Annotated in this window: 18 protein-coding genes and 1 pseudogene; 11 read left to right on the forward strand and 8 right to left on the reverse strand. The window is 47.0% G+C overall.

Features of this window, described 5'->3' with window-relative positions; translation table 11 throughout:
• The first annotated feature begins 448 nt into the window (after positions 1 to 448).
• The 5 genes from ACWYVB_RS12855 to ACWYVB_RS12875 all read left to right on the forward strand — a co-directional run bounded on the left by ACWYVB_RS12855 (position 449) and on the right by ACWYVB_RS12875 (position 7,064).
• Entirely contained in the window at positions 449 to 2,164 is a 1,716-nt protein-coding gene (locus ACWYVB_RS12855; protein WP_457529095.1) for a dipeptide ABC transporter ATP-binding protein, read from the forward strand.
• A 92-nt stretch (positions 2,165 to 2,256) separates the two neighbouring features.
• Complete coding sequence (locus tag ACWYVB_RS12860) at positions 2,257 to 3,810, forward strand: ABC transporter substrate-binding protein (RefSeq protein ID WP_457529096.1); 1,554 nt, start codon at positions 2,257 to 2,259, stop codon at positions 3,808 to 3,810.
• A 146-nt stretch (positions 3,811 to 3,956) separates the two neighbouring features.
• Entirely contained in the window at positions 3,957 to 4,934 is a 978-nt protein-coding gene (locus ACWYVB_RS12865; RefSeq protein WP_031780394.1) for an ABC transporter permease, read from the forward strand.
• 2 nt (positions 4,935 to 4,936) lie between these two features.
• On the forward strand, positions 4,937 to 5,893 hold the full coding sequence (locus ACWYVB_RS12870) for an ABC transporter permease (protein ID WP_457529098.1): 957 nt from the start codon (positions 4,937 to 4,939) through the stop codon (positions 5,891 to 5,893).
• Between the two features lie 157 nt (positions 5,894 to 6,050).
• Positions 6,051 to 7,064 carry an SPOR domain-containing protein gene (locus ACWYVB_RS12875; protein ID WP_085343344.1) on the forward strand — a complete coding sequence of 338 codons (1,014 nt, stop codon included), beginning with the start codon at positions 6,051 to 6,053 and terminating at the stop codon, positions 7,062 to 7,064.
• Positions 7,065 to 7,223: 159 nt separating this feature from the next.
• Here ACWYVB_RS12875 and tnpA read toward each other — a convergent pair.
• From tnpA to ACWYVB_RS12905, 6 genes and pseudogenes are all read right to left on the reverse strand, one after another.
• Positions 7,224 to 7,679 (reverse strand): annotated as a pseudogene (tnpA, locus tag ACWYVB_RS12880) (IS200/IS605 family transposase).
• Between the two features lie 174 nt (positions 7,680 to 7,853).
• Positions 7,854 to 10,073 (reverse strand): putative Ig domain-containing protein, encoded by a 2,220-nt coding sequence (locus ACWYVB_RS12885; protein WP_457529100.1) that lies wholly within the window; start codon positions 10,071 to 10,073, stop codon positions 7,854 to 7,856.
• 256 nt (positions 10,074 to 10,329) lie between these two features.
• On the reverse strand, positions 10,330 to 11,889 hold the full coding sequence (locus ACWYVB_RS12890; protein WP_457529201.1) for a hypothetical protein: 1,560 nt from the start codon (positions 11,887 to 11,889) through the stop codon (positions 10,330 to 10,332).
• A gap of 2 nt (positions 11,890 to 11,891) precedes the next feature.
• Positions 11,892 to 12,464 carry a sigma-70 family RNA polymerase sigma factor gene (locus ACWYVB_RS12895; RefSeq protein ID WP_457529102.1) on the reverse strand — a complete coding sequence of 191 codons (573 nt, stop codon included), beginning with the start codon at positions 12,462 to 12,464 and terminating at the stop codon, positions 11,892 to 11,894.
• A gap of 2 nt (positions 12,465 to 12,466) precedes the next feature.
• Positions 12,467 to 13,939, reverse strand: coding sequence for a chromosome partitioning protein ParA (locus tag ACWYVB_RS12900; protein WP_109168654.1), 1,473 nt, complete (start codon positions 13,937 to 13,939; stop codon positions 12,467 to 12,469).
• A gap of 13 nt (positions 13,940 to 13,952) precedes the next feature.
• Entirely contained in the window at positions 13,953 to 15,305 is a 1,353-nt protein-coding gene (locus tag ACWYVB_RS12905; RefSeq protein ID WP_047009360.1) for a serine/threonine-protein kinase, read from the reverse strand.
• A 219-nt stretch (positions 15,306 to 15,524) separates the two neighbouring features.
• On the opposite strand from ACWYVB_RS12905, the gene ACWYVB_RS12910 reads away from it, so the two are divergent.
• The 4 genes from ACWYVB_RS12910 (at position 15,525) to ACWYVB_RS12925 (ending at position 18,523) form a co-directional block, all read left to right on the forward strand.
• Positions 15,525 to 16,532 (forward strand): LacI family DNA-binding transcriptional regulator, encoded by a 1,008-nt coding sequence (locus tag ACWYVB_RS12910; protein WP_085343412.1) that lies wholly within the window; start codon positions 15,525 to 15,527, stop codon positions 16,530 to 16,532.
• A gap of 55 nt (positions 16,533 to 16,587) precedes the next feature.
• The gene (locus ACWYVB_RS12915; protein WP_104971115.1) at positions 16,588 to 17,523 is read left to right on the forward strand and encodes a LysR family transcriptional regulator; all 936 of its coding nucleotides are present in this window, start codon (positions 16,588 to 16,590) and stop codon (positions 17,521 to 17,523) included.
• Between the two features lie 269 nt (positions 17,524 to 17,792).
• Complete coding sequence (locus tag ACWYVB_RS12920; protein WP_012841241.1) at positions 17,793 to 18,197, forward strand: SMR family transporter; 405 nt, start codon at positions 17,793 to 17,795, stop codon at positions 18,195 to 18,197.
• On the forward strand, positions 18,194 to 18,523 hold the full coding sequence (locus tag ACWYVB_RS12925; protein WP_257889431.1) for an SMR family transporter: 330 nt from the start codon (positions 18,194 to 18,196) through the stop codon (positions 18,521 to 18,523). The genes ACWYVB_RS12920 and ACWYVB_RS12925 overlap by 4 nt, the downstream gene beginning before the upstream one ends.
• 536 nt (positions 18,524 to 19,059) lie before the next feature.
• Here ACWYVB_RS12925 and edd read toward each other — a convergent pair.
• Entirely contained in the window at positions 19,060 to 20,856 is a 1,797-nt protein-coding gene (gene edd, locus ACWYVB_RS12930; protein ID WP_248381428.1) for a phosphogluconate dehydratase, read from the reverse strand.
• Positions 20,856 to 21,380 (reverse strand): gluconokinase, encoded by a 525-nt coding sequence (locus ACWYVB_RS12935; RefSeq protein ID WP_005478642.1) that lies wholly within the window; start codon positions 21,378 to 21,380, stop codon positions 20,856 to 20,858. The genes edd and ACWYVB_RS12935 overlap by 1 nt, the downstream gene beginning before the upstream one ends.
• A gap of 153 nt (positions 21,381 to 21,533) precedes the next feature.
• Between ACWYVB_RS12935 and ACWYVB_RS12940 the strand changes: the two genes are divergently transcribed.
• Both ACWYVB_RS12940 and ACWYVB_RS12945 read left to right on the forward strand, forming a co-directional pair.
• Positions 21,534 to 22,910, forward strand: a complete 1,377-nt coding sequence (locus tag ACWYVB_RS12940; RefSeq protein WP_005478622.1) for a GntP family permease — start codon at positions 21,534 to 21,536, stop codon at positions 22,908 to 22,910.
• A gap of 9 nt (positions 22,911 to 22,919) precedes the next feature.
• Positions 22,920 to 23,531: a bifunctional 4-hydroxy-2-oxoglutarate aldolase/2-dehydro-3-deoxy-phosphogluconate aldolase gene (locus ACWYVB_RS12945; RefSeq protein WP_005394384.1), complete on the forward strand. Its 612-nt coding sequence runs from the start codon at positions 22,920 to 22,922 to the stop codon at positions 23,529 to 23,531.
• Positions 23,532 to 23,624 lie beyond the last annotated feature (93 nt).

Here is a 23,624-nt window from a genome sequence, read left to right on the forward strand (position 1 = left end):
AGCCTATCCTTTCTCTTTCTAAGTTTGGCTTTTTATATTTGCCGACTATTTTATTAATAGTTTTTTATGTTGAAAAATTGCTTTTCGCATACGATATTGTTTGTTAAATGTTAATAATTACACATGAATAGTATGGTTAATGGTCCTGGTTGGCTCGTGCTTATTTTTAGAGCATTTTTCTAGTTTTATTGGTGCATGGCGCACAAAAATAGTGTGATATGAAAATGGTTAAATACTTGTTAATGCATTTTTATTCGCTCATTGTGCGTTTATTTAATGTTTTCTCGGCGGAATATACTTTAATTGTTGCTTTTTTGTGTGATTTTTGCCAAATTGTTTCCGCATTAAGATTTCAGAGTATTATTCTGAATTTGAACGGATTCATTCAGGTGATGAATGGTGCCTTTGGCGCGATTCGATACCACAGACAAGGCAGTAGAGGTCTGAAATGTCACTATTAGAAGTGAAAAACCTTCGTATTGAATACCCATCCCGACACGGCGTTCACGCTGCCGTGAAGTCACTTTCTTTTCATATTGAACGTGGTGAAATCGTGGGTGTTGTTGGCGAATCAGGTGCGGGTAAATCCACCGTTGGTAACGCCGTTATTGATTTGCTTAGCCCTCCAGGTCGCGTTGCTAGCGGCGATGTTTTCTTGGATGGAGAAAAAATTTCTGGTTTATCACCAGAAGAGATGCGTAAGGTTCGCGGATCGAAGATTGGTTTTATTTTCCAAGATCCAATGACCTCACTTAACCCACTTTTTACGGTTGAGCAGCAGCTGAAAGAGACGATCCACGCCAACATGAAAGTCTCTGATGAAGAGGCGTATCAGCGTGCGCTTTCTCTAATGCAGCAAGTTGGCATCCCGCAGCCAGAAAACCGCTTAAAACAATACCCACACCAATTCTCTGGTGGTATGCGTCAGCGTGTCGTCATTGCGATTGCTTTGGCTGGTGAGCCAGATCTGATCATCGCCGATGAGCCAACCACGGCACTGGACGTATCAATCCAAGACCAAATCCTCAACTTGATCCGAGAATTGTGTATCAAGAACAATGTCGGCTGTATGCTGGTTACTCACGATATGGGTGTGGTCTCCAACGTCACTGACCGCGTCGCGGTAATGTATCGTGGTGACTTGGTGGAGTTTGGACCAACAGCCAAAGTGTTGGGCGATCCTGATCACTCCTATACTCGCAGTCTAATTTCAGCCGTTCCACGTTCAGACAGAAAGCTAGATCGCTTCCCTTTGGTCAGCTACATCGAAGAAGCGGCAGAAATGGAGCCTCTCGACATTAAGAATCACTGGCTAGGACAAAGCCAGGATGAACGCGAGTACACTGGCCCGCTTTTAGACGTGAAGAACGTTAATCTACGCTTTGTCACCAAAGACTCTTTATTTGAAAGCCGTCGCGAATACGTGCAGGCATCCAATAATGTGAGCTTTGAAGTGCATGAAGGCGAAACCTTTGGTTTGGTGGGTGAGTCTGGCTCTGGTAAATCAACCATTGCGCGAGTTATTGCTGGTTTATACCAACCTAACTCTGGTCAGGTGAAGTTTGAGGGTATTGACCTGACAGCTTTAACCTCTGAGAAAGAACGCCGCCCAATGCGTCGTCAAATGCAGATGGTGTTCCAAAACCCGTATACCTCAATGAACCCTCGTATGAAGGTATTCGATATTATTGCTGAGCCAATCCGTTTTCATAAACTGACGAAAAACGAGTCGGAAACTCGCCAAATCGTGAATGACCTTCTCGATCATGTTGGTTTGGGCCGCATGGCTGGGCTTAAGTACCCTCATGAATTCTCCGGTGGTCAGCGTCAGCGTATTTCTATTGCGCGTGCGTTGGCGACTCGTCCTCGACTTTTGATTTGTGATGAACCGACATCGGCACTGGACGTATCGGTACAGGCACAAATTCTAAACTTGCTGAAAGATCTGCAAAGTGAGCTGAACTTGACTATGTTGTTTATCAGCCACGATTTACCTGTTATTCGCCAGATGTGTGACCGAGTAGGTGTGATGCAAATGGGTACACTGTTAGAAGTGGCACCAACAGAACAGTTATTCACGGCACCTCAACACGAATACAGCAAAAAATTGATTTCTCTGATGCCTGAATTTACAGGCTTGCGAGAAGAGATCGAGACGGCATAAACCAAGCACCTCGCTTGGCTAACCTTTAGTCATAACAAAGACGCAAACACAACAACAAGGGATCCGTATCCCCGCATGAAGGAGTTATGCAAATGAAAACCATGAAAAGCAAATTAGCAGTGGCGCTAATGGCGGCGGGCCTAAGCTTTAATGCACTGGCAGCAGATATCAAAGTTGGCTACGCAGCTGACCCAGTATCGCTTGACCCACATGAGCAGCTATCAGGTGGCACACTGCAAATGTCACACATGGTATTTGATCCGTTGGTTCGCTTTACTCAAAAAATGGATTTCGAACCTCGTCTAGCAGAGAGCTGGGAGCGCATTAACGACACTACCGTTCGTTTTAAATTGCGTGAAGGTGTGAAATTCCACTCTGGTAATACCCTAACGGTTGACGACGTTGTATGGACGTTTGAGCGTCTACAAAGTTCTCCTGATTTTAAAAACATTTTCGACCCGTACGAGAAAATCGTCAAAGTGGACGACAACACGTTCGATCTTGTAACCAAAGGTCCTTACCCACTAGTGCTGCAAACTGCAACGTACATTTTCCCTATGGATAGCAAGTTCTACACGGGTAAAACCGCAGACGGCAAAGACAAGTCTGAACTAGTGAAGCACGGTAACTCATTCGCATCGACTAACGTTTCTGGCACGGGTCCGTTCATCGTGACATCACGTGAGCAGGGCGTAAAAGTGGAATTTGAACGCTTTAAAGATTACTGGGACAAAGAGTCGAAAGGTAACGTTGATAAACTAACGCTTGTTCCAATCAAAGAAGACGCGACTCGTGTAGCTGCGCTACTTTCTGGCGGCGTTGACATGATTCACCCGGTAGCACCAAACGATCACAAACGTGTGAAAGACGCAGACGGCATCGATCTAGTCACGCTACCAGGTACTCGTATCATCACGTTCCAACTAAACCAAAACAGCAACGAAGCACTGAAAGATGTTCGCGTTCGCCAAGCGATTGTTCACGCAATCAACAACGAAGGCATCGTTAAGAAAATCATGAAAGGCTTCGCTACTGCAGCTGGTCAGCAGAGTCCAACTGGCTACGTTGGTCACGATGACAAGCTAGTACCTCGCTACGATCTGAAGAAAGCAAAACAACTGATGAAAGAAGCGGGTTACGAAGACGGCCTGACGCTAACTATGATTGCGCCAAACAACCGCTACGTAAACGATGCGAAAGTAGCGCAAGCGGCGGCGGCAATGTTGTCTAAGATTGGCATCAAGGTTGATCTGAAAACCATGCCTAAAGCGCAATACTGGCCTGAGTTTGATAAGTGTGCGGCAGACATGCTGATGATTGGTTGGCACTCGGATACAGAGGACTCGGCAAACTTCAACGAGTTCCTAACCATGACTCGTAACGAAGAAACCGGTCGTGGTCAGTACAACTGTGGTCACTACTCAAACCCAGAAATGGACAAAGTGGTTGAAGCTGCAAACGTAGAGACGGACCCTGCGAAACGTGCAGCAATGCTGAAAGGTGTCGAAGCGACGCTATACAACGATGCTGCATTCGTACCGCTACACTGGCAAAGTGAAGCGTGGGGTGCGAAGTCTAACGTGAAAGCCGCAGACATCGTGAACCCAATGGTAATGCCTTACTTTGGCGACCTAGTTGTCGAGTAATCATACTTAGTCATGACAGAGAGGGGCGCCAGTCCTTCTCTGTTTTCGACACTTGGCTCGGTTTTGTTTCAGTCGGATTAAGCCAGTTTTACAGACTGAATTTTCTCTCTAAGTTTAGAGATCTATGGATAGTTAAGGGGCAAGGAATGTTTTCGTTTCTGGTCAAGCGCCTGTTTCAGGCACTGATAGTGATGTTTGTGATCAGTTTGGTGGCGTTTGCCATTCAGGACAACCTGGGTGATCCGCTGCGTGAGCTTGTAGGTCAGTCGGTTTCGGAGTCGGAGCGCCAAGCGCTACGTGACGAATTGGGCCTGAACGATCCCTTTATCACAAAGTACACGCGCTTTGTGGGTAATGCACTGCAAGGTGATTTGGGTACATCATACTTTTTCAAGCGACCTGCGGTTGAGGTGATCCTCGATAAGCTGGTGGCAACATTAGAGCTCGTGTTTGGCGCGACGCTCATCATTATCGTTTTCTCTATACCACTCGGGGTGTATTCCGCGATTCACCCGAAGAGTGTCTTTACCAAATTTGTTATGGCGATGAGTAGTGTCGGCATCTCGATTCCGGTGTTCCTAACCGCAATCATGCTGATGTACGTCTTCTCCATCGAACTCGGCTGGCTGCCTTCCTACGGGCGAGGTGAAACCGCTAACGTGCTCGGTTGGGAATCTGGCTTCTTTACCATCGATGGTATTAAGCACCTTATCCTGCCGTGTATTGCGCTAGCGTCTATCATGCTGCCGTTGTTCATCCGTCTGGTACGTTCAGAAATGCTGGAAGTACTGAGCTCGGAATACATTAAGTTCGCCAAAGCAAAAGGTTTGAACTTACAAAAGATTTACTACCAACATGCACTTAAGAACACCATGCTGCCAGTACTGACGGTAGGTGGCGTGCAGATTGGTACCATGGTGGCTTACACCATCCTAACCGAAACCGTATTCCAGTGGCCGGGTACAGGCTTTCTTTTCCTAGAGGCAATCAACCGTGTAGATACACCGTTGATCACAGCTTACGTTATCTTTGTTGGTCTGATTTTCGTGGTAACCAATACCATCGTTGATTTGCTGTACGGAATTATCAACCCAACTGTGAACTTAACTGGAAAAGGAGCTTAATCATGAGCCAATCAAATGTAACACCAGCTCCTGAAGCCGCTCCATCTGCATGGCAGCGTTTTAAAGAGTCGGACTTCTTGTATTACTTCAAGCGCGACAAAGTGGCGATGGCAAGTTTTACGGTCTTTATGATGTTCTTAGTGTTGGCATTAGCTGCGCCAATTCTAGCTCCGACTGACCCGTATGATCTGACGTCTATCGACATCATGGATTCAGAGCTACCACCGTCTTGGATGGAAGAGGGCGATGAGCGTTTTGTTCTTGGTACTGATGAGCAAGGCCGTGATATTTTATCGACCATTCTTTACGGTTCTCGTCTGTCTTTGACGATCGGCTTTTTAGCCGTCGGTCTTCAGTTGATTTTGGGTATCATCATTGGTTTGTCGGCGGGTTACTTCGGTGCTCGTATCGATAGCTTCTTGATGCGCTTTGCGGATGTTCAACTATCGTTCTCAACCATGATGGTGGCGATCATCGTATCGGCCATTTTCAAAGCCAGCTTTGGCAGCGATTTTTACAGCCAATATGCGGTGGTGATGCTGGTGGTGATCATCGGTGTGGCTGAATGGCCGCAATACGCACGTACCATTCGTGCTTCAGTGCTGGCTGAGAAGAAGAAGGAATACGTAGAAGCGGCACGAGTGATGGGCTTTAAAGCGCCACGCATCATGTTCCGTCACATCCTGCCAAACTGTCTATCACCAATCTTGGTTATCTCGACGGTACAGGTAGCGAATGCGATCATGTCGGAAGCTGCACTGTCATTCCTAGGTTTGGGTCTTCCTGTTGATCAGCCGTCACTAGGTGCGCTGATCAGCATCGGCTTTAACTACATCTTCTCAGGTGCGTGGTGGATTACTGCCTTCCCAGGCATCGTGTTGGTTACACTGGTTCTGGTTATCAACTTATTGGGTGACTGGTTACGAGATGTATTCAACCCGAAACTGTACAAAGGTTAAGAATTTTCCCGCCAAGCGTTGTAAATTCGCTTAATTCCTTCCTAAACTGAGAGCCGGATGCAAATTCCGGCTCTTTTTTTGCTAGTTATTCTTTGTTCACATTTTTTTGGCGCTTTGCCGCCATAATGACCTTACCCACTAATTTAGAGTGAAGTGTATGGAAATGAAGAAGGCACAACACCCATCTCGTATCTTCCAAGCAAGCCTAGCTTTCGGCTTGTTGCTGGTATGCGCCCAGTTTTCTAGCCCAGTATCGGCGGAGGAGTTCCTTTGCCAAGCTACTCAAGCCAGCGAGAAAGAACTGCCGATGCTTGAGAAAACGTGCCCAATTGGTAACGGAGTATGGGGAAAGAAAGTGCCGCAAGGAGGCAACTACCTCTACTGGATTCAATGCGGATTACTACCAAAGCCAATGTCACTCGCGAAAGCAAAGCCGCTTTACAGCAAGATTACGACTGACGTGTGGATGAAGCCGGAGTCCAAAGGTTATCGCTGTTTGATTGGGCCTTACAAAGATCTGTCTGATGCGAGAGGGGATTTGCGAGGAGTCAAAACCTTGTCGAATTACAAAGAGGCGTTCATCCGCGTGGTTGGAAAAGAGAATAAACAGTCTACGACACCATCTAAACCCGCTGTGCCGTCGAAATCAGCCGCATCTTCGGTTAAGCCAACACCGACGGTGACGCCGAAATCCGCGCCAGTTCCTGCCGTGCGAGCTGATACCGACGCCTTTACAGCGCCGGCAGAGAAGTCAAAGACCAAGGTAAAAAATACACGTGATAATTCTTCGTCCAAGCCTGTTGCTAAGACCAAAGCGAAGCCAGTTGTGAGCGGGAATGATGACATTGAAGTTCGGTTGAGAACCTCCTTACAAGGCAAAACGTACGTGGTGCCATATTTACTCGACCACCACAATCAGTTTTACATGGAATACGGCAAGCCGTGGAATCGTCTCAACTACGAAAACTCGCAAAAAGTATGTCAGCAACTGGGTATGAGCTTAGCCAGCCCTGCAGAATTCAAAGTGTTGAGGGCGTCTGGGGTGATGGAAAAAAATCAATGGCCACTGCAACTGCCGTATTGGGGCAAAGATAAGAAAGGTTTGTTCGCAGATCGTGAGCCAAACCAGCTCACCGGAACCTCACTATTGAACGTGGTGTGCGTGAAATAACCGTTATTCATCCTTAATACTTCAAGACATTTCAGGACGAAATACGATTTTCAAAAAGAAAAAAGTATCCGCCGGCATAGCTGGTGGTTTTTCATATACGCCTATAAGGTTCTCCTATCGGCAGCTCCCTAGCAGGCGCTTAGTGCCATTTGCATATGACTATTTCCGGCGACCCGTAAACGGGCTACCTGAATACGGGATCGACAATTGTTGCTCTCCCATTTTATCCTGCTCTAGTTGGTGCTTTATGTAACTTTGTATCTTGCCGGTGTTTTTTCCTACCGTATCTGCATAAGACCCTCGACACCAAAATTCTGATTCCTGTATTTGAACTTCAAATCGCTCATATAGCATCAGGTTACTTTTTCCTTTCAAATACCCTATAAATGATGAAACACTCATCTTCGGTGGTATTTCTAAAAGCATATGAATATGATCTGCGCAGCATTCCGCTTCAACAATATTTACACTTTTCCATTCGCATAGTTTTCTAAGTATCTGGCCTACTGCCCTTCGTTTCTCACCATAGAGCACCTGCCTTTGGTACTTTGGTGCAAAAACCACATGATATTTACAATTCCATCACATGTGCGCTAAGCTCTTTTCGTCCCCCACTGGGACCTCCTTCAATTCTTAGTTAACTCTTGCAGTTGCCAGACCACAAGACGTTTTTATTAAATTGAAAGGGGTATATAACTGATTTATAGCTGTAAGCTTTACGGAATCCCCAGCCTAGCAGGGGGGCTCTGTACAATAAGAGAGCCCCGCGATACGGGGCTTTTTACAATGTTACTTCTTAAAGCTGAAGATCACTCGCTCACCTTCGTCAAGGCGTTTAGGTTTTGCTTCGATAGTGTAAAGCCCAGCAGGAATAGCTTCTTCTTGATTGAACGGAAGCATGTTCAAATAACAACCGTTGTCGATTTTGAACTCTCGGTTCACAAAGTGAGAGCCTGCTGCATCGTTGGAGCCCATTACACGAATTGTGTAATCGTTTTTCAGTACATCACACGCATGGGCATCCTCTGCGTACAGAGATGCAGCGGTGTAGGTATGAACTTGGCCGTCCGTACCTTCATAATCAAATTGCTGAACGATGCCGCTCACATCAAATTCTTGGACCTTACCATCAATCACAGTGTGTGTAAGACCAACCACCCATGGTGCATTATCCATTGAACGACCGATTGGTTGATAAATCTCTTTTTCAACTTCACGTTTGTCAGTGTAGTAACCGTAAACTTCAGTCACAGATTCAAGCTCTTCACTCTCATCGTCAATGTAGTTGAACTTGACGAGGTAATGGTTTGACATGTCATCATCATAAATCGAGCTTTCAACCAGTTCGAAACTAATGCCATCTTGAGCGAAGTTAGTTGATTTAATCAGACCATCTTCAATTGTGTAAGTGATCTCTGAAGTGAAGTTGTTTAAGTCCTCGTCGACACAAGACTGCTTGTTAGCGTCTGTTCGATTGCTCCAGTAGAGCTTGTTTGATGCTGAATTAAAGTAAATCGAGTCACACCAAGCATTTGTGTAGTTTGTGCCGTTGCTGCCCACTTCAACAAAGTGAAGGAATTTATTTTGTAGGTCGGCAACTGAAACGACAGGTGGCTCTGGTACAACAGGTGTGCCTTCGATGATCTCTGGCAGTGCAAATACTACTAGAGGCTCGTCAGCGTTAATGCTGTCTTTAGCATAAACATACAGGCTTTCTGTGCCAGCGGCTGCTTTGAACGGCAGTGGACCGTCAAATGAGATGTTGCCGTTGCCATCAACATGAACTTGGAAGCCTGTCTCTACACCACCATTTTTGCTTATGGAGGTCTCTACTGTGTATGTCAGAAGGTCTGAGTCTGCATCGTCAAATAGCGTTGAGATGTTCAATGTATCAACAGGTTGCTCACCCTCGACCCAGTACCAAGCATCGACTTCGGCTTGTAGTTGAGCTTTTACATCTTCGTTGACCACTGGTGCTGTGTTTGGCGCTTCAACCGTTACTGTGAAGGTTAGTGGGTAAGAGCGCGCTTTATGCTCATCAGTCGCAAACACTTGGTAGGTAAATACGCCTGCAGATTCTGGAGTGCCGCTGATCGCGCCAGTTGTCGAGTTAATCGACAAACCATTTAGTCCATTCGCTAGTTTTAGCGCTTTTAGCTCGTATGTTAGCGTATCATCGTCAATATCGGTAAATGATGCAGTGAACGATGTGATAGCCTCACCTAGTACGACTTTGATTGGCTCGACCGCCTGAGAACTTGTTGGGCGATGGTTTTTCTCAACCACAATAGGGCTGTCATCTTTTGGTACAGTAATAACAGGTGCAAAATCGGTCATATCACCGTTGTTTTCGATAATATTGTTCGCTTCTTTCGCAACAAGATCGGCAACTTCAAGCTGCTTTTCAACATCGATATCAGCGTTATCAACCAGCGCTTCACCGATTGCATTTAGCGCTTGAGCTTCTTTCGATTCGTCTGCTTTTGCGATGTAGTCGCCAAAAATCATCGAAGCGTCTACGTTAAGGCCTGATTGAGTTAACTTGGCAACCACTTCTTCTTTTGCCGCTTTCTTCGCCGCTACAACGTCCAATGTTGGATCGCTGGCTAGCTGCTTAGCAACCTTGCTAACCACCATGTTGGTCATTGGGTTCACAACGCTTGAACCTGACGTAGACGCCAGCGAGAAGGTCTCTGTTACGATACCGCGAGTCGTATCTTCCGTTTGACCTGCGACAGCTTGAATAAAGACCGTTTGCGATTTGTACTCTTCAGGAAGGGTAAACTTGCCGTATTCGTTGGTCACCACATCCAGTTTCGTATCTTCACCGGTGTCTAGAACCAAGTTCTCGTTGGTATCTACCCATACAGCGGCATTTTTCAAGTAACCATCAATGGCAGTGATCTCTAGGCCACTTTGTGCTGTTGATGTGTTGTCGCTACCTGAACCACCGCCACAACCAGTAAGTGCTATAGCCACTGACGCTGCTAGCAAACTCATTTTTTTCATTCTGAATGTTCCTTTTTCAAAGGTTAGTTATCTGTTGTTTTGAATCGCCAAAACTAAAACGAAAGTTTAGTTAGCTGATAAATGAGTCACTTTGTAGGACTTTAACGAGGAGAAAACAAGGCACGAAAAACCGCACAAAACCCGTAAAATTTATTTCTATTTTTTGTCTATGATGGAAAATTGATAATTTGATCACGGTTCCAGTTTTATTTTGGGGATGATTGTTTTGTCAAAATAACCACCTGTAAAGAAAGGTTTATTGGGTCTCGCTAAGGACAGGGGCGTGATAAATCATGTTGATCTTAAATTCCTCAACGCGATCAGCAAATTGAGGGTGAGGTTTAAGCACATAACTGTAGACTTCGCCTGGAATGAATATGTCGTAATCTGTGTATTCAAGGTTGTAAAACATAAATGTTCGTTGCCAGTAATCATCTGGCCATTCAGCACAATGTATTGGAGTTATGCCGTCAAAATCCATTGAGCTAGAGATAATATCGGCAAACTCTCCTCGCCCCGCTACGATAGAGCTGTACCAGTAAAATAAATAATCATGACAAAATAGGTAATGTTGGTTTGATTTCATATTAAGATCAGAGTCCAGTTTGTGCACAGGTTCATTACCCTGAACACTTCTATCAAATATGTAGTTGCTGGCAGTCCCGTTTATATAACCTCCTCCTGAAATGGGAAAGAGGTAGTCAAACAACGTTCCTTGATATTCGTACTCACCAGTGTGGACATTGATGCGTTTTTCCATCGATTGCTTGTTTTTTTGCATGGTGTAGCTTTCGAATTGTTTGCCATCAAATACGGTGGTGAAATAGTTCTGAGTCTCTTTATGAACCTGAGATGCGTATACCTTTTTGGTGGTCCAAATTTGGCGTACGCCGTGGACATAAACAATCAACGAGTCATCACTGATTTTGTACTCACCCACCTTTTTTAAGTCTCCCTTTTCAGGACACTGGTGTTTGTTGTTTGAGGCGGCATAACGTACCTCGTCATCCTCAAACTGAAACGCTTCGCAATACACCACTTCATACGCGTACGCGGTACCGCCAAGGTTTTGCGTCGTCTCCAAGCGATAGACAGTGTCGCCAATTAACGGGTGTTCCGTGTCATTGTGACCTGGAGTGACAACAGGCAACTCAAAACGTGTTGTGACCCACGCATGGTCGCTGTCGCCGTGGTAATCATCACGCGCCGCTACCGCCAGGTATGTGGTGGTTTTAATGTTCTCTGGTGCACCTAGCACCATCATTTGTCCTTGGTTTAGCACCCTTAATCCATTGGCGTTTTCGAGCCAAATCCGAGTGGTGAGGAGATCACCATCCGGGTCTTCAAACAGTTGGTTAAGATTGAGCGAATAGCTAATCGGAGAGTTTTGGTTGAGCTCCCAAGCATAAATAATGGTTTGTAGCTGTTGTTCCACCGTGAGGTTGATGATGGGTTTATTATTCTCTGAAGGATCCTCTTTTGAGCGGCTGTCTTCATAGCCCACAGACGAGTCGTAAAAAGAGCCGTCTTCTGTAGTATGAAATGGATTCGTAACTGGCCCTGGTTGTCCTAAAATGGCAGAATTGAAGGCGTCATCACCGTCTTTTGTGTGGGCGTTCCCCAACGCAGAACCTGTCAACGCTTGCTTTACTTCAACTAAAGATGTGCGTTCATATTGCCGATGTGTTCGCTCGGTTGATTGGCTCGTGCTGTCTGATGAGTTCGCCGCGGATGCTAAGCTGGTTTCGTCTGACATGCAGTATACGCCGAGCAAACCAACGCAGATGGCGCCGATTATCCAAAACTTTTTGCTTATCATTACGCGTGCGCCATTCGTGATTGCAACCAACTGCGAGAGAATTTTAGGTCTTTCTCTATTAAGCTCGCGCTGCACTCGAGTAGTTCACTGATTTCTTGGTTTTTCATTCCCATTAAATACTTGAGTTTGAGTGCTCTTGATTGGCGTGGGTAACGGCTACTGAAGTTATCCAGAGCTTTATCCATGATGATCAATTGTTCGAAGCGATCTTCTTCATCTCTCATCAATGTTATGTGTTGACGCTTTTGTGCTTGGTGAGAGCGTGCGTTATCGATCAAGATTTGACGCATCATTTTGGCAGCCATCAAAAAGAAATCACGTTTTGTTTCAATTTCACTCATGTCGCAGTTGGACATCTTCAGGTAAGCATCATGAATTAATGCTGTGGTGCTGTTGACGCTATCGGCCAATACTTTGTTGTCGGTGCCGTACTTTTCCGCGTTTCGTTCACGCTCGTGTTGGGCGATCTTACGTAACTGCAAATACGCAAATTGGTAGAGCTCACTCTCAGCTTGTTTATCACCAGATTGCCATTGTTGAATGATTTGTGTCAGTGCTACTGCTGTTGCCATGGTTATACATCCTCGCTCACTTTGACAAATTCAGAAATGGTATGGGTTTCAATGCGATCAGAGCCGTCTCGGTTGCGGAGAACATCTTGTTGATAGCGATATAAAATGCCTTGTTCCCAAGTTGCGCCAGCGGGCAGATATTCCCAAGTGGTGTAATTGATTTCGGCAGGGGTCGTTGACCAACGTACCATGACATTCATTTGCGCAAGCTCGGCTTTGGGTTCGTCATTGTTGACCCACCACATGTCCGCATACTCTTGGGTGACATCTTGGGTGTATAGGCTTGCGTCGGTTGGACAGGTGTCTGCATTGTGCGGCAGTCGCATGACTTGTTGGTGGCGCATCAATAGGCACGATTGTGTCATGGACTGCTGGTGGTATTGGGTCTGCTGCCATACCCCGAGGTAGTCGATGTCGTGTTCGTTCGTGTTGGGGTAGGTAAACCACAGCATTTCTGTACGATTGTGGTGGTGGATGTTTTTTTTACGCCCAAGGCCTTGTACTTTTTCCATCAGTAGCTCAGTACTGGGATCAAAGTTGAGTGCAACGGAGCGGTATTTCCAGTCGCCTTCATCATCAAAGTCTTCAAGAGAGAAGCCATTCAAATCGTTGCGGGTGCATCCAGTGATTGAGCAACCGACGATATTAAACCAATCCGCAAATTTGCTTATCGGCTCGACAATGTCTTCCGTGATAGGGCGCTTCATCGAGAGGAAGCAACCTTGAAAATGATCGCCAATGCTTGGATGCTCAATCAATGAATCTTTGGTGATGGTGAATCGAGTTTCACCAAACGGAGGGCGATATTTAGGATGATGTTGATAACGTAAGTCGTAAGCACAAGCTCGGCCTTGCCAATCTTTCTTTTTGATCACGATGTTTTTGAACGTCATGCCGCGAGGTTCAAAGATGATCTCATCTGAGGCAAAGTTTTTTTCAATGTACTGCTGGCTTTCGTTTAGGTGCTCGATTGCCTCATCGACAGATACCCAGTCGAGATTGAGGTGACGTTTGGCGTCATCCAGATAATTGAGGTCAAGGCCCTTGAGCTGGTTTTGAAAGCGAGCATCAGACAACACGCGGTTGGCTAAGACAATTTCCTTACGATTCTCAGGCGTGCTGTCGAGAGAGAGCAGCAGGCGCGTCATATTGATGCTACGACTGGGTTTGGTTGTTGCCATCGTCGGTGTAAGCACTTCTTGGCTCGATAAGGTTGTCAGCAGATAACCTTTATCATCGTTGCCAAGGAAGAAGCTAATCACATCACCAGGTTGGTAGTGAAATGCCCCTTGTTGGGTAACGCCAGTGATATTGGAACTGGTTTTGTAATACAAGCCAGTCACTGGCGCATCGATAAAGTAGCCTTGCCTCAAGGTTGAAGTGGGCGGGTGTGAAGTAGCAGCAGAAGTGTCTGCTGCTAACGTGGAGGTAGCCGTCAGTGCAGACAGCCAAAATACCACTGAACGTGTATACATCTTGTTTTAAGCCTCATTGGTTGGTGCTGTCCTCAGACGCACAATTTGGCTGACAACTCATTGGAGTAGTTAGGTGCTTCTTTGGCACCGGTGTCATCATCGCCAACAACATTTTTTGTTTTATGTGTTTGGGGATATCTGGATTAGAGAGTATCCGCCTTCGTGTTAACTCCATCATGGAGCTCACTGAGAGGTGTTCGACATTCTGCCCCTTCGCGTGGAAGATAAGGCGAGTCATTTCGTACATCATATCTTCTGCAATCTTCTTCTCTTGTTGCAGTTGGATATTCTTTTGCATCATGGCGCTGCCAAATAGCACACCTGATAGCACGATGATGCCTGACAATGCAGAAGCAAGAGGGCGCCGTTGCACCAAGCGAAAGGCGCTATACAAAGGCCAGTGTTTTTTCTGCTCGATAGGGCGACATTCGATAATTCGCTCGATATCAATGCGTAGCGCTCGCACATCTGGGTATCGCACTTGGGTGGCTGGACGCGTCGCCCGTCTTATCACCCAATACACATCAGACCAAACCGCTGGTGACGGAAACATCAACGCGAGGATTTTGCCCAATGAATAAACATCGCTTTGCTCTGTCAGTACTTGTCCTGCCTGCTGCTCAGGGCTGGCAAAATTTTGGCTAAACGCAATCAGTGCCGAGGGTGCTCCCTCTCGGGTGGAGTGCGCTTTTTGAGTCAAGTTGAAGTCGAGCAGTTTGGGTCGTTTGCTACGATCAATCAGTATATTTTCTGGTTTTAGATCGGCATGCAAAACATGATGCTGGTGGGCGTGCTCCATCGCCTGACAAATCTGCTTAAACAGCAGCAGTTTTTCTGTCTTTTCCAGCTTATTTTCTGACAGGTATTCATCTAAGGTTTGACCAAATACCCGCTCCATCACGATGTAAACTGAATCTTGATGAAGGCCGCCATCAAACACTTTCGCTATGTATGGATGGTTTAGGCGCGCGAGCAGTTGTGCCTCATCGAAGAGTGCACGTTGTCCCAGCACATTACTCAAATTGCTTTGAATAAACTTGATGGCCAGATCTTGTTCGAACGTTTCATCTGCACGTAGGGCGGCGTAAACGACACCCATGCCACCGCGACCCAACTCATGAGTTAGGCGATACTTACTGATGACTTCTCCGCTTAGATCGACGTCTCGGTTCGTAGCCTGGTGAGCACCAAAGTAAAGTAACTGCGTTAGTTGTTCTTCTGGTGTCTCGTGGGCTAAAAGAGGAACGAGTTGTTGATACAGCTCAGGTTGACTTTGTTGCAATGCTTGGAGGTATTGCTGCTTTTGGGAGTCGTCCAGATCAAGCAAGTGATAGTAAATCTGGGTTTCGCTAGAGCCTAACTGCACTGTGCCTAATGTCTTATTCTTTTAGGTACGGCATTTTATAAGAACTTTGATATAAATGTCATTTATTTATTCGGCTTTGACTCACAATGTATGAAACGCAATTTGGTGGCTAATAGAATAATAACGTCATGATTTTGCGAATTATTTTCACTGAGCTTGTCGACAGAGAGTCTATTCGTCATAATGTTACTTGTAACATTACTGATAAATCACATATTTATGGCTCAACAGAATAAGAAAACTCGCACGACATTGCAGGATGTCGCAGACCAAGTTGGCGTCACGAAGATGACGGTTTCACGTTATATGCGTAACCCTGAATCGGTGGCAGAAAAGACTCGGGCCAAGATTGCGACTGCGATTGAAGAGATGGGATACATCGAAAACCGCGCCCCCGCTATGTTGTCAAAGTCGTCCAGTAAAGCCATTGGTATTTTACTGCCCTCATTGTCCAACCAAATTTTTGCTTCCTTTGTTCAGGGCATCGAGATGGTGACCAAAGCCAATGGCTATGAGACGCTTTTAGCGCATTTTAGCTACGATGAGCTTGAAGAAGAACGCAAGATCGCGTCATTACTCTCTTATCAGGTCGATGGACTTATTCTAACTGAAAGCCATCACACGCCGCGTACATTGCAAATGATAAAAAATGCAGGGATCCCTGTAGTGGAAACCATGGAACTACCACCAAAGCCGATTGATATGGCGGTTGGGCTAGATCATGAAGATGCCTCGTACACGGCGGTTAAGCAGATGCTAGATTCAGGTAAGCGTACAATCGTTTATTTTGGGGCGCGTTTGGATACGCGAACCAAGCTGCGTATGCAAGGTTATGATCGCGCGATGACGGAAGCAGGGCTAGAGCCTAAGCACGTATTAACGGGTGATCACTCTAGCTTCTCTTTAGCGCATGATTTGCTTGAACGCGCGCTAGAAACTCACCCAACGCTTGATGGCGTATTCTGTACCAACGATGACATCGCGATAGGGACCATGCTGAGCGCGCAACAACGTGGCATTCAAGTTCCGCAGCAGTTGGCGGTTGTGGGCTATAACGCGCTGGATATCGGTCAAACCATCAGCCCGAAACTGACTAGTGTCGATACGCCGCGTTTCAAAATCGGTGAAAAGAGCGCAGAGCTTTTGATCGGGCGTCTGAAAGGTGAAGCGCAAGAAGAAAAAGTGGTTGATATGGGGTATCAAATTACCTCAGGAGAGAGTGTTTAACTCGCAGTTAACCGCTCTCTGTATTCGCTCATCAATGGTATTGGCAGGTTAGGGTATGGCACATCAGCTGGATGCATTGGATCTCAACTTAATGCGTTTATTAAAGGCAGTGGTGGAAAACCGCAGCATCAAGCTGGCCGCGATGCAGCTGGGCATTTCTCAACCGAGCGCCAGTCGCGGCGTGATGAAGCTCAAACAAGTGTTTGATGACCCGCTGTTTGTGCGTAAAGCGCATGGGGTTGAGCCGTCACCGATGGCGATACGCCTCGCCGCCGAGTTCGACAACATGATTGCACCACTGGAAAAAGTGGTGCAAGAGTTTGAAGTGTTCGACCCACTGCAATACCAAGGGCAGATCGCGATTGTGACTGACCCTTATTTGATGGATGAGCAAGGGCAGCGATTGCTAACTGGCTGCCATCGAGCCTTTCCCAAAGCGCACTTTGCCTTTTCCAGTTGGAACAGTTACTCGCACGATGAAATGTTAGAGGGCGAGCACGATTACTGCATTCTCGACCAAGAGACCGAGCTGTCGAAAGACATTTATATGCGTCCGTTGTTTGTTGAAAAACGGGTGATTTTGGCACGTAAAAACCACCCGACTTTGTCGAAAGTCAGCAATGATTGGGACACGGTCTCCAAACTGCCTCTGGTGTCTCTGCCTGCGCCCGCCTCGTATAAACCACTTTGTACCGTGGAGTCCGAATATCGTCGTATGGGCTATGAGCCTGTGGTGTTACTTAAATCCTATAATTTGCGTGTGGCGTGCCAAATGTTGCAAGAAACCGACGCGATTATGTATGCCAGCCAAAGCTCAGCAGTATTGATGCCGGAGCTGGACTCTTACGCGATGCCTTTGGTCAACCGTGAGTTTAGCCAGTTTGTCGTCTCTGGTGGTTTCTTACAAACCAATCGCAACCATCCTTTGCACCGACACTTACATAAAGTGGTTCGCCAAACCCTGAAGACGCCGCTGATTTTTACGCAATGACGTGACCTTATGGCATCGGCTGAATGAGAGAGTAGATGCTTTAACCTTGCCAATATTGTGTGATTACATCGACAACTTACTTCTTAAGATATTCAAAAATGAATATCTCAATTACCTGTCCCTTTTTCCTACCCAGCGCTAACCTTATCTCAAATAGTCAGGAGAAGTGGCTCATTTTTATCTTTTTAACTTTTTGAATGTCGATACAGATGCGTGACATTCACCATTCTCCGTTATGCAGTTTTTTAATTTCTGATGGAGGATTCATCATGCTAGTTGCACGTCTATTTTTATTGCTCGCCATCGTTGCCGAAGTAGCAGGCACCAGCACCATGTCTTTTATCGGACAAGGTCATGGATGGTTGGGCTACATCGTGATGTACGTATTGATTGCGGTGTCGTACTACTTCCTCTCGATTGCAGCGAAAAAGATTTCTATCGGCGTGGCATACGCTGTTTGGGAAGGGTTGGGTATCTCATTGATCACGGTCGTTTCAATCGTGTTGTTTGATTCTGACTTAAATACCCAAGAGCTGCTTGGTTTGATGTTAGCTGTCATCGGCATCGTTTGTGTGACTTTAGGGGAGTCACACGGTCAATCTAACACCAAGAAAAACGCCGATAAACTGGCAAAAGAACGTTCATTTTCTACAAGTGTAAGGTGTGAATCATGAGTCAATTTTTTACGATGTCATTTGGATTTGTCGTGATGGCTGCCTTGGTCGACATCGTGGCGAACATGGCGCTCACACGTTCTCACGGCTTTAAATACAAAGGCTGGGGCATTACCGCGATTGTGTTGGTACTGGCTGCGTTCACGCTGTTGGCGCAAGCGGTTAAAGAGATCGACTTAGCCATTGCTTACGCCTCTTGGGGCGCGATCGGTATCTTGGGTACCGCAGTGGGTGGAACCTTGCTGTTTAAACAGAAACTCAAGCCAATCGGCTGGTTTGGTATCTTTGTGGTGATTGCTGCGGTCGTGGTGATGAAAACCGCTTAATGCAATCCTCTGAACCCCAGATATCTTCATTCTGAACAGCGAGGGACGAGCGTGATTCAGAATCTACCAACAAAAAGTGCTGTGACAGAGTTGTTTTCTCTAGCTTTACAGCACCTTGATAGTAGATTCCTGATCTCGCTTAGGCTCGTCGGAATGACGGACTAATTCGTTTATTGAAAAAGAAAAATGACCAATCCCACATCTCGTCATTCTGAACCGCGAGGGACGAGCAAGGTTCAGAACCTACCAACAAAAAGTGCTGTGGCAGAGGTGTTTTCTCTGGCTTCACAGCACGTTGATAGTAGATTCCTGATCTCGCCTAGGCTCGTCGGAATGACGGACTAATTCGTTTATTAAAAAAGAAAAATGACCAATCCCACATCTCGTCATTCTGAACAGCGAGGGACGAGCGTGATTCAGAATCTACCAACAAAAAAGTGCTGTGGCAGAGGTGTTTTCTCTGGCTTCACAGCACGTTGATATTAAATTCCTGATCTTGCTTAGGCTTGTCGAAATGACGAGTCTTTCTTCTCGCCTTAAACAATGAAGCTTGCGCCTTCTTCTGCGCTAGAGACGTTTTGGCGGATCACGCTAAACAAGCCTCGTCCCCATGTTTGTTGGGTAGATTCGGTGTCGAAATGAATCAACTCGCGACCAGTGGTATCGCTTAAGTTGTTCAGTTCGCCCGTTTGGCAATCCAGGCGAATCAAATCACCGTTGCGCACCAAACCAATCGCGCCACCACGAATGGCTTCTGGAGAAACATGAATCGCAGACGGAATTTTACCTGACGCGCCAGATAAACGACCGTCAGTAACCAGCGCCACTTTAAAGCCCGCTTTTTGCACGTTACCTAAAATGGGCATCAGCTTGTGCAGTTCAGGCATGCCGTTTGCCGCTGGGCCGTTGTGTGTGACCACAACGATGCAATCTTGGTTTAGCTCACCGCGTTTGTACGCCGCTTCCACTTCGTGTTGGCATTGGAATACGCTCGCAGGCGCTTCGATGATGCGCTGATCTTCTTTCACCGCAGAGACTTTCACCACTGCTTTACCCAAGTTGCCAGTCAGTACGCGAGTGCCGCCAGTGTCTTGGAAAGTGGCCTCCGGTTTGGCGATCACGTCACCGTCTTGGCTGCCTTGGCACGGTGTCCAAGTCAGTTGTCCATCGACAAGACTCGGTAGCGTCATTTGGTCTTCAAATTCACCAAATACGGGTTTCACATCGCGATGCAAAAGCTCGGATTCGTTCAAGCGGTACAATAACGCTGGCACGCCACCCGCATCTTGGAACGCGTTCATATCGGCTGGGCCGTTCGGGTAAACGCGAGCTAACAAAGGAACCACATCCGACAGATCGCTGATGTCTTGCCACGTGAGCAAGATGCCAGCAGCACGCGCCACGGCGATCATATGAATGGTGTGATTGGTACTGCCGCCAGATGCGAGTAGAGCGATGATGCCGTTGACCAAGCTCTTTTCTGTGACCACTTCTGCCAACGGACGGAAGTGTGCAGAACCCGCCGTCATTGAGGCGATTTTCAGAGCCGCGTGATCGGTTAACGCTTTACGCAGTTGGGTATGGGGATGGATGAATGCCGAACCTGGCAGCATCAAGCCCATGGCTTCGAACACCAACTGGTTGGTGTTGGCGGTGCCGTAAAACGTACACGTACCCGCAGAGTGGTAAGCGCGACACTCCATATCCAGCAGAGCGTCTTTGCCGACTTCACCCGCTGCGTATTTTTGGCGCACGTCGACTTTCTCTTCGTTGCTGATGCCTGTTGCCATCAGACCCGCTGGTACAAACGCAGTCGGCAGGTGCGCGTAAGACAGCGCGCCCATCAGTTGCCCCGGGGCGATTTTGTCACAGATGCCAAGCAGCAATGTGGCATCAAAGACATTGTGGCTCAAAGACAACGCCGTTGATTGCGCAATTAAGTCTCGCGAAAACAGCGACATATCCATGCCTGCTTGACCTTGAGTCACCCCATCGCACATCGCTGGCACACAACCTGCGACTTGCGCCGTATGGCCGTAGTCCGCCAGCACTTGTTTGATTTGCGCTGGGTAGTCTTGGTACGGCTGGTGGGCGCTCAACATGTCGTTGTAGGCGCTGATCAGCGCGACATTGGCATGAGTAAAATCGAGAATATTTTTCTTTTCAGAAGAGCAAGAAGCGGCGACTGCATGGGCTAAGTTACCACAAGATAAACCAACACGGCCTTTGCCAGCTTCGGCTTGCACTTCGGTGCGAGCAAGAAACGCAGCGCGCGCTTCACGGCTGCGCTCGGTCAAACGTTGTGTGACCTCAAGAACAACAGAGTGAGTCATTACGCCACCTCGATCGCTTGCATTTTGATTAGCTCAGCGGCAGAGCGTTCCACCACGTCGCTGATGTCTCCGTCGATACTGATGATCAGAGTTTGAGGCTCGTTGTCTGGGCGCTCTAGCGTCTCGAATTGGCTCTTCACCATGTTTTCTTTCATGAAGTGGCCTTTGCGCATACGCATGCGATTAAGGATCAACTCCATATCGCCATCAAGGAACAGGAAGGTCACGTTGTCGTTGCCTTCGCGGATCTGATCGCGGTAAATCTTTTTCAGTGCTGAACAGACAATAATGCCGTGTTCGTTTTTGCTTTCTAGGCTGTACGCCGCATCACGAATGCGTTCTAGCCATGGCTTGCGATCATCATCGTTCAGAGGCTGGCCCGATGCCATTTTCTGAATGTTCGCTCGTGGATGAAGATCATCACCATCAATGAATTTACGCCCTAGCTTTTTCGCTAGATGCTCACCAATTGTGCTTTTACCACTAGCACAAACGCCCATAACGATGACACTACTACCAGCCATAACTTATCCTCATAACCAAATTTGCGCGTGATCTCAATTTTTGAATTCACTTTAAAATATGGGTTTATCTTATTCATGTTATCGGTAACATGTTACCGGTAACTGAAATAAATGTGAACCATAACACAAACAATAATTCTTAAAGGTGAACCTATGGAGCAATTAACCCAAGCCCCAGATCCTACGTTCCTACTGACGATTGCAGGCCTTGCCATTGCAGCGTTACTCGTTCTGATCATTAAACTGAAAGTCCATGCTTTTGCTTCCCTTACTATGGTGAGTTTAGGCACAGCAATCGCCACTGGCGTTCCTTCTGAGAAAGTCGTATCGACCATGATGGGCGGCTTCGGTGGCACACTGGCTTCCGTGGCATTGCTGGTTGGTCTTGGTGCGATGATCGGTAAAATTCTTGAAGTGACTGGCGGTGCGAAAGTGCTGGCAGACACTTTGATTGGTCGCTTTGGTAAAGAGCGCGCACCATTTGCTTTGGGCGTCGCTTCATTACTGTTTGGCTTCCCAATCTTCTTCGATGCTGGCCTTGTAGTGATGATGCCAATCATCCTAAGTGTGGCGGCTCGTTTTGGTGGCTCACCAATTAAATACGCGTTGCCTGCTGCCGGTGCTTTTGCGGTTATGCACGCGTTTGTTCCACCACACCCAGGTCCGGTTGCAGCGGCAGAATTCCTTGGCGCAAACATCGGTCTGCTATTGGTGGTGGGTATTTTGGTTGCTATTCCAACTTGGTACCTTGGCGCTTACCTATTTGGTTTGTACGCGGGCAAAAAATTCGATATCCCACTATCTAAAGCCTTCTTTAATGGCGAAGCAATGGTGGATGAGCGCAACGCACCAAAATTTGGCACGGTTATGACCATCCTTGTGCTGCCAGTCCTGCTAATCTGTTTGGATACGGTATTGAACACACTGGCGGTTGCAGGTTTGATTGATGGCAAAACGGCACTGGTTGAGTTCCTACGTATGCTAGGTAAAACCCCAGTCGCGTTGCTGATTACTTTGATTGTCTGTCTGGCTGTGTTTGCCAAAGACTACGGCATGGCAAAACTAGAAAAATTGTGTGGTGAGTCATTGGCTCCAATCTGTGGCGTTATCCTAGTAACGGGTGCTGGTGGCATGTTTGGCGGCGTACTGCGCTCAAGCGGCATCGGTGATGCACTGGCTGACGTTCTTACAGATACAGGTATGCCTGTGATTGTGGCGGCGTTTGTGATTTCAACCTGTCTACGTGTTGCTCAAGGCTCGGCAACTGTAGCGCTAACCACTACGGCGGCTCTTATCGCGCCAGTTGTGGCTGCATCAACAGGTTTGAGTGAACTAGACCTTTGCTTTATCGTAATCGCGATTGCGGGTGGTGCAACGGTACTGTCTCACTTCAATGACTCTGGTTTCTGGTTGGTATCTCGTCTGCTTGAGATGGATGAGAAAACCACATTAAAAACTTGGACGGTAATGGAAACGTTACTTGGCGGTATCGCGTTTATTATCGTCGCAACATTAAGCTTTATTCTTTAGAGGTTCCCCATGACAACACTTGAACAACGATTAAGAGAAATCAAAATCGTCCCAGTTATCGCAATCAACGACGTAGCACACGCTCTGCCACTGGCAAAAGTGTTGGTAGAAAACGGTTTACCATGTGCGGAAGTGACATTCCGCACCGAAGCGGCGGCGGAATCGATTCGCATCATGCGTGAAGCGTACCCAGAATTGTTGATTGGCGCGGGCACCGTTCTGACCACAGAACAAGTGGATATCGCGATCGAAGCGGGCGTGGACTTTATCGTTAGCCCAGGCTTCAACCCAACCACAGTGAAATACTGTCAGCAACGTGGTGTGACTATCGTACCGGGTGTAAACAACCCAAGCTTGGTTGAGCAAGCGATGGAAATGGGTCTGCGTACGTTGAAGTTCTTCCCTGCTGAGCCATCAGGCGGCGTAAACATGCTGAAAGCACTGACGGCGGTTTACCCTGTGGAATTCATGCCGACAGGTGGTGTAAGCCCATCCAACGTGGAAGATTACCTAGCGCTGAAATCGGTTGTGGCTTGTGGCGGTACTTGGATGGTGCCAACCGCAATGATGGACAACGGCGATTGGGAAGGCATTGCTGAATTGGTGCGCGCAGTTAAGTAAAACGCACAAACGGCTCCGAAATACCCCCGAACGTTAGAAAACGTGATACGAAAAAGGGTCATCAAGTTACTTGATGACCCTTTTGCTTTTTGG

This window comes from Vibrio sp. JZG10 (genome assembly GCF_054064075.1).

Bases quoted from the DNA above. Each gene is read 5' to 3' on its own strand.
- ACWYVB_RS12940 (WP_005478622.1), top strand. From the start codon at position 21,534: ATGGAGCAATTAACCCAAGCCCCAGATCCTACGTTCCTACTGACGATT.
- ACWYVB_RS12865 (WP_031780394.1), top strand. From the start codon at position 3,957: ATGTTTTCGTTTCTGGTCAAGCGCCTGTTTCAGGCACTGATAGTGATG.
- ACWYVB_RS12895 (WP_457529102.1), bottom strand. From the start codon at position 12,464: ATGGCAACAGCAGTAGCACTGACACAAATCATTCAACAATGGCAATCT.
- ACWYVB_RS12925 (WP_257889431.1), top strand. From the start codon at position 18,194: ATGAGTCAATTTTTTACGATGTCATTTGGATTTGTCGTGATGGCTGCC.
- edd (WP_248381428.1), bottom strand. From the start codon at position 20,856: ATGACTCACTCTGTTGTTCTTGAGGTCACACAACGTTTGACCGAGCGC.
- ACWYVB_RS12915 (WP_104971115.1), top strand. From the start codon at position 16,588: ATGGCACATCAGCTGGATGCATTGGATCTCAACTTAATGCGTTTATTA.
- ACWYVB_RS12855 (WP_457529095.1), top strand. From the start codon at position 449: ATGTCACTATTAGAAGTGAAAAACCTTCGTATTGAATACCCATCCCGA.
- ACWYVB_RS12885 (WP_457529100.1), bottom strand. From the start codon at position 10,073: ATGAAAAAAATGAGTTTGCTAGCAGCGTCAGTGGCTATAGCACTTACT.
- ACWYVB_RS12935 (WP_005478642.1), bottom strand. From the start codon at position 21,380: ATGGCTGGTAGTAGTGTCATCGTTATGGGCGTTTGTGCTAGTGGTAAA.
- ACWYVB_RS12920 (WP_012841241.1), top strand. From the start codon at position 17,793: ATGCTAGTTGCACGTCTATTTTTATTGCTCGCCATCGTTGCCGAAGTA.
- ACWYVB_RS12900 (WP_109168654.1), bottom strand. From the start codon at position 13,939: ATGTATACACGTTCAGTGGTATTTTGGCTGTCTGCACTGACGGCTACC.
- ACWYVB_RS12945 (WP_005394384.1), top strand. From the start codon at position 22,920: ATGACAACACTTGAACAACGATTAAGAGAAATCAAAATCGTCCCAGTT.
- ACWYVB_RS12875 (WP_085343344.1), top strand. From the start codon at position 6,051: ATGGAAATGAAGAAGGCACAACACCCATCTCGTATCTTCCAAGCAAGC.
- ACWYVB_RS12860 (WP_457529096.1), top strand. From the start codon at position 2,257: ATGAAAACCATGAAAAGCAAATTAGCAGTGGCGCTAATGGCGGCGGGC.
- ACWYVB_RS12870 (WP_457529098.1), top strand. From the start codon at position 4,937: ATGAGCCAATCAAATGTAACACCAGCTCCTGAAGCCGCTCCATCTGCA.
- ACWYVB_RS12910 (WP_085343412.1), top strand. From the start codon at position 15,525: ATGGCTCAACAGAATAAGAAAACTCGCACGACATTGCAGGATGTCGCA.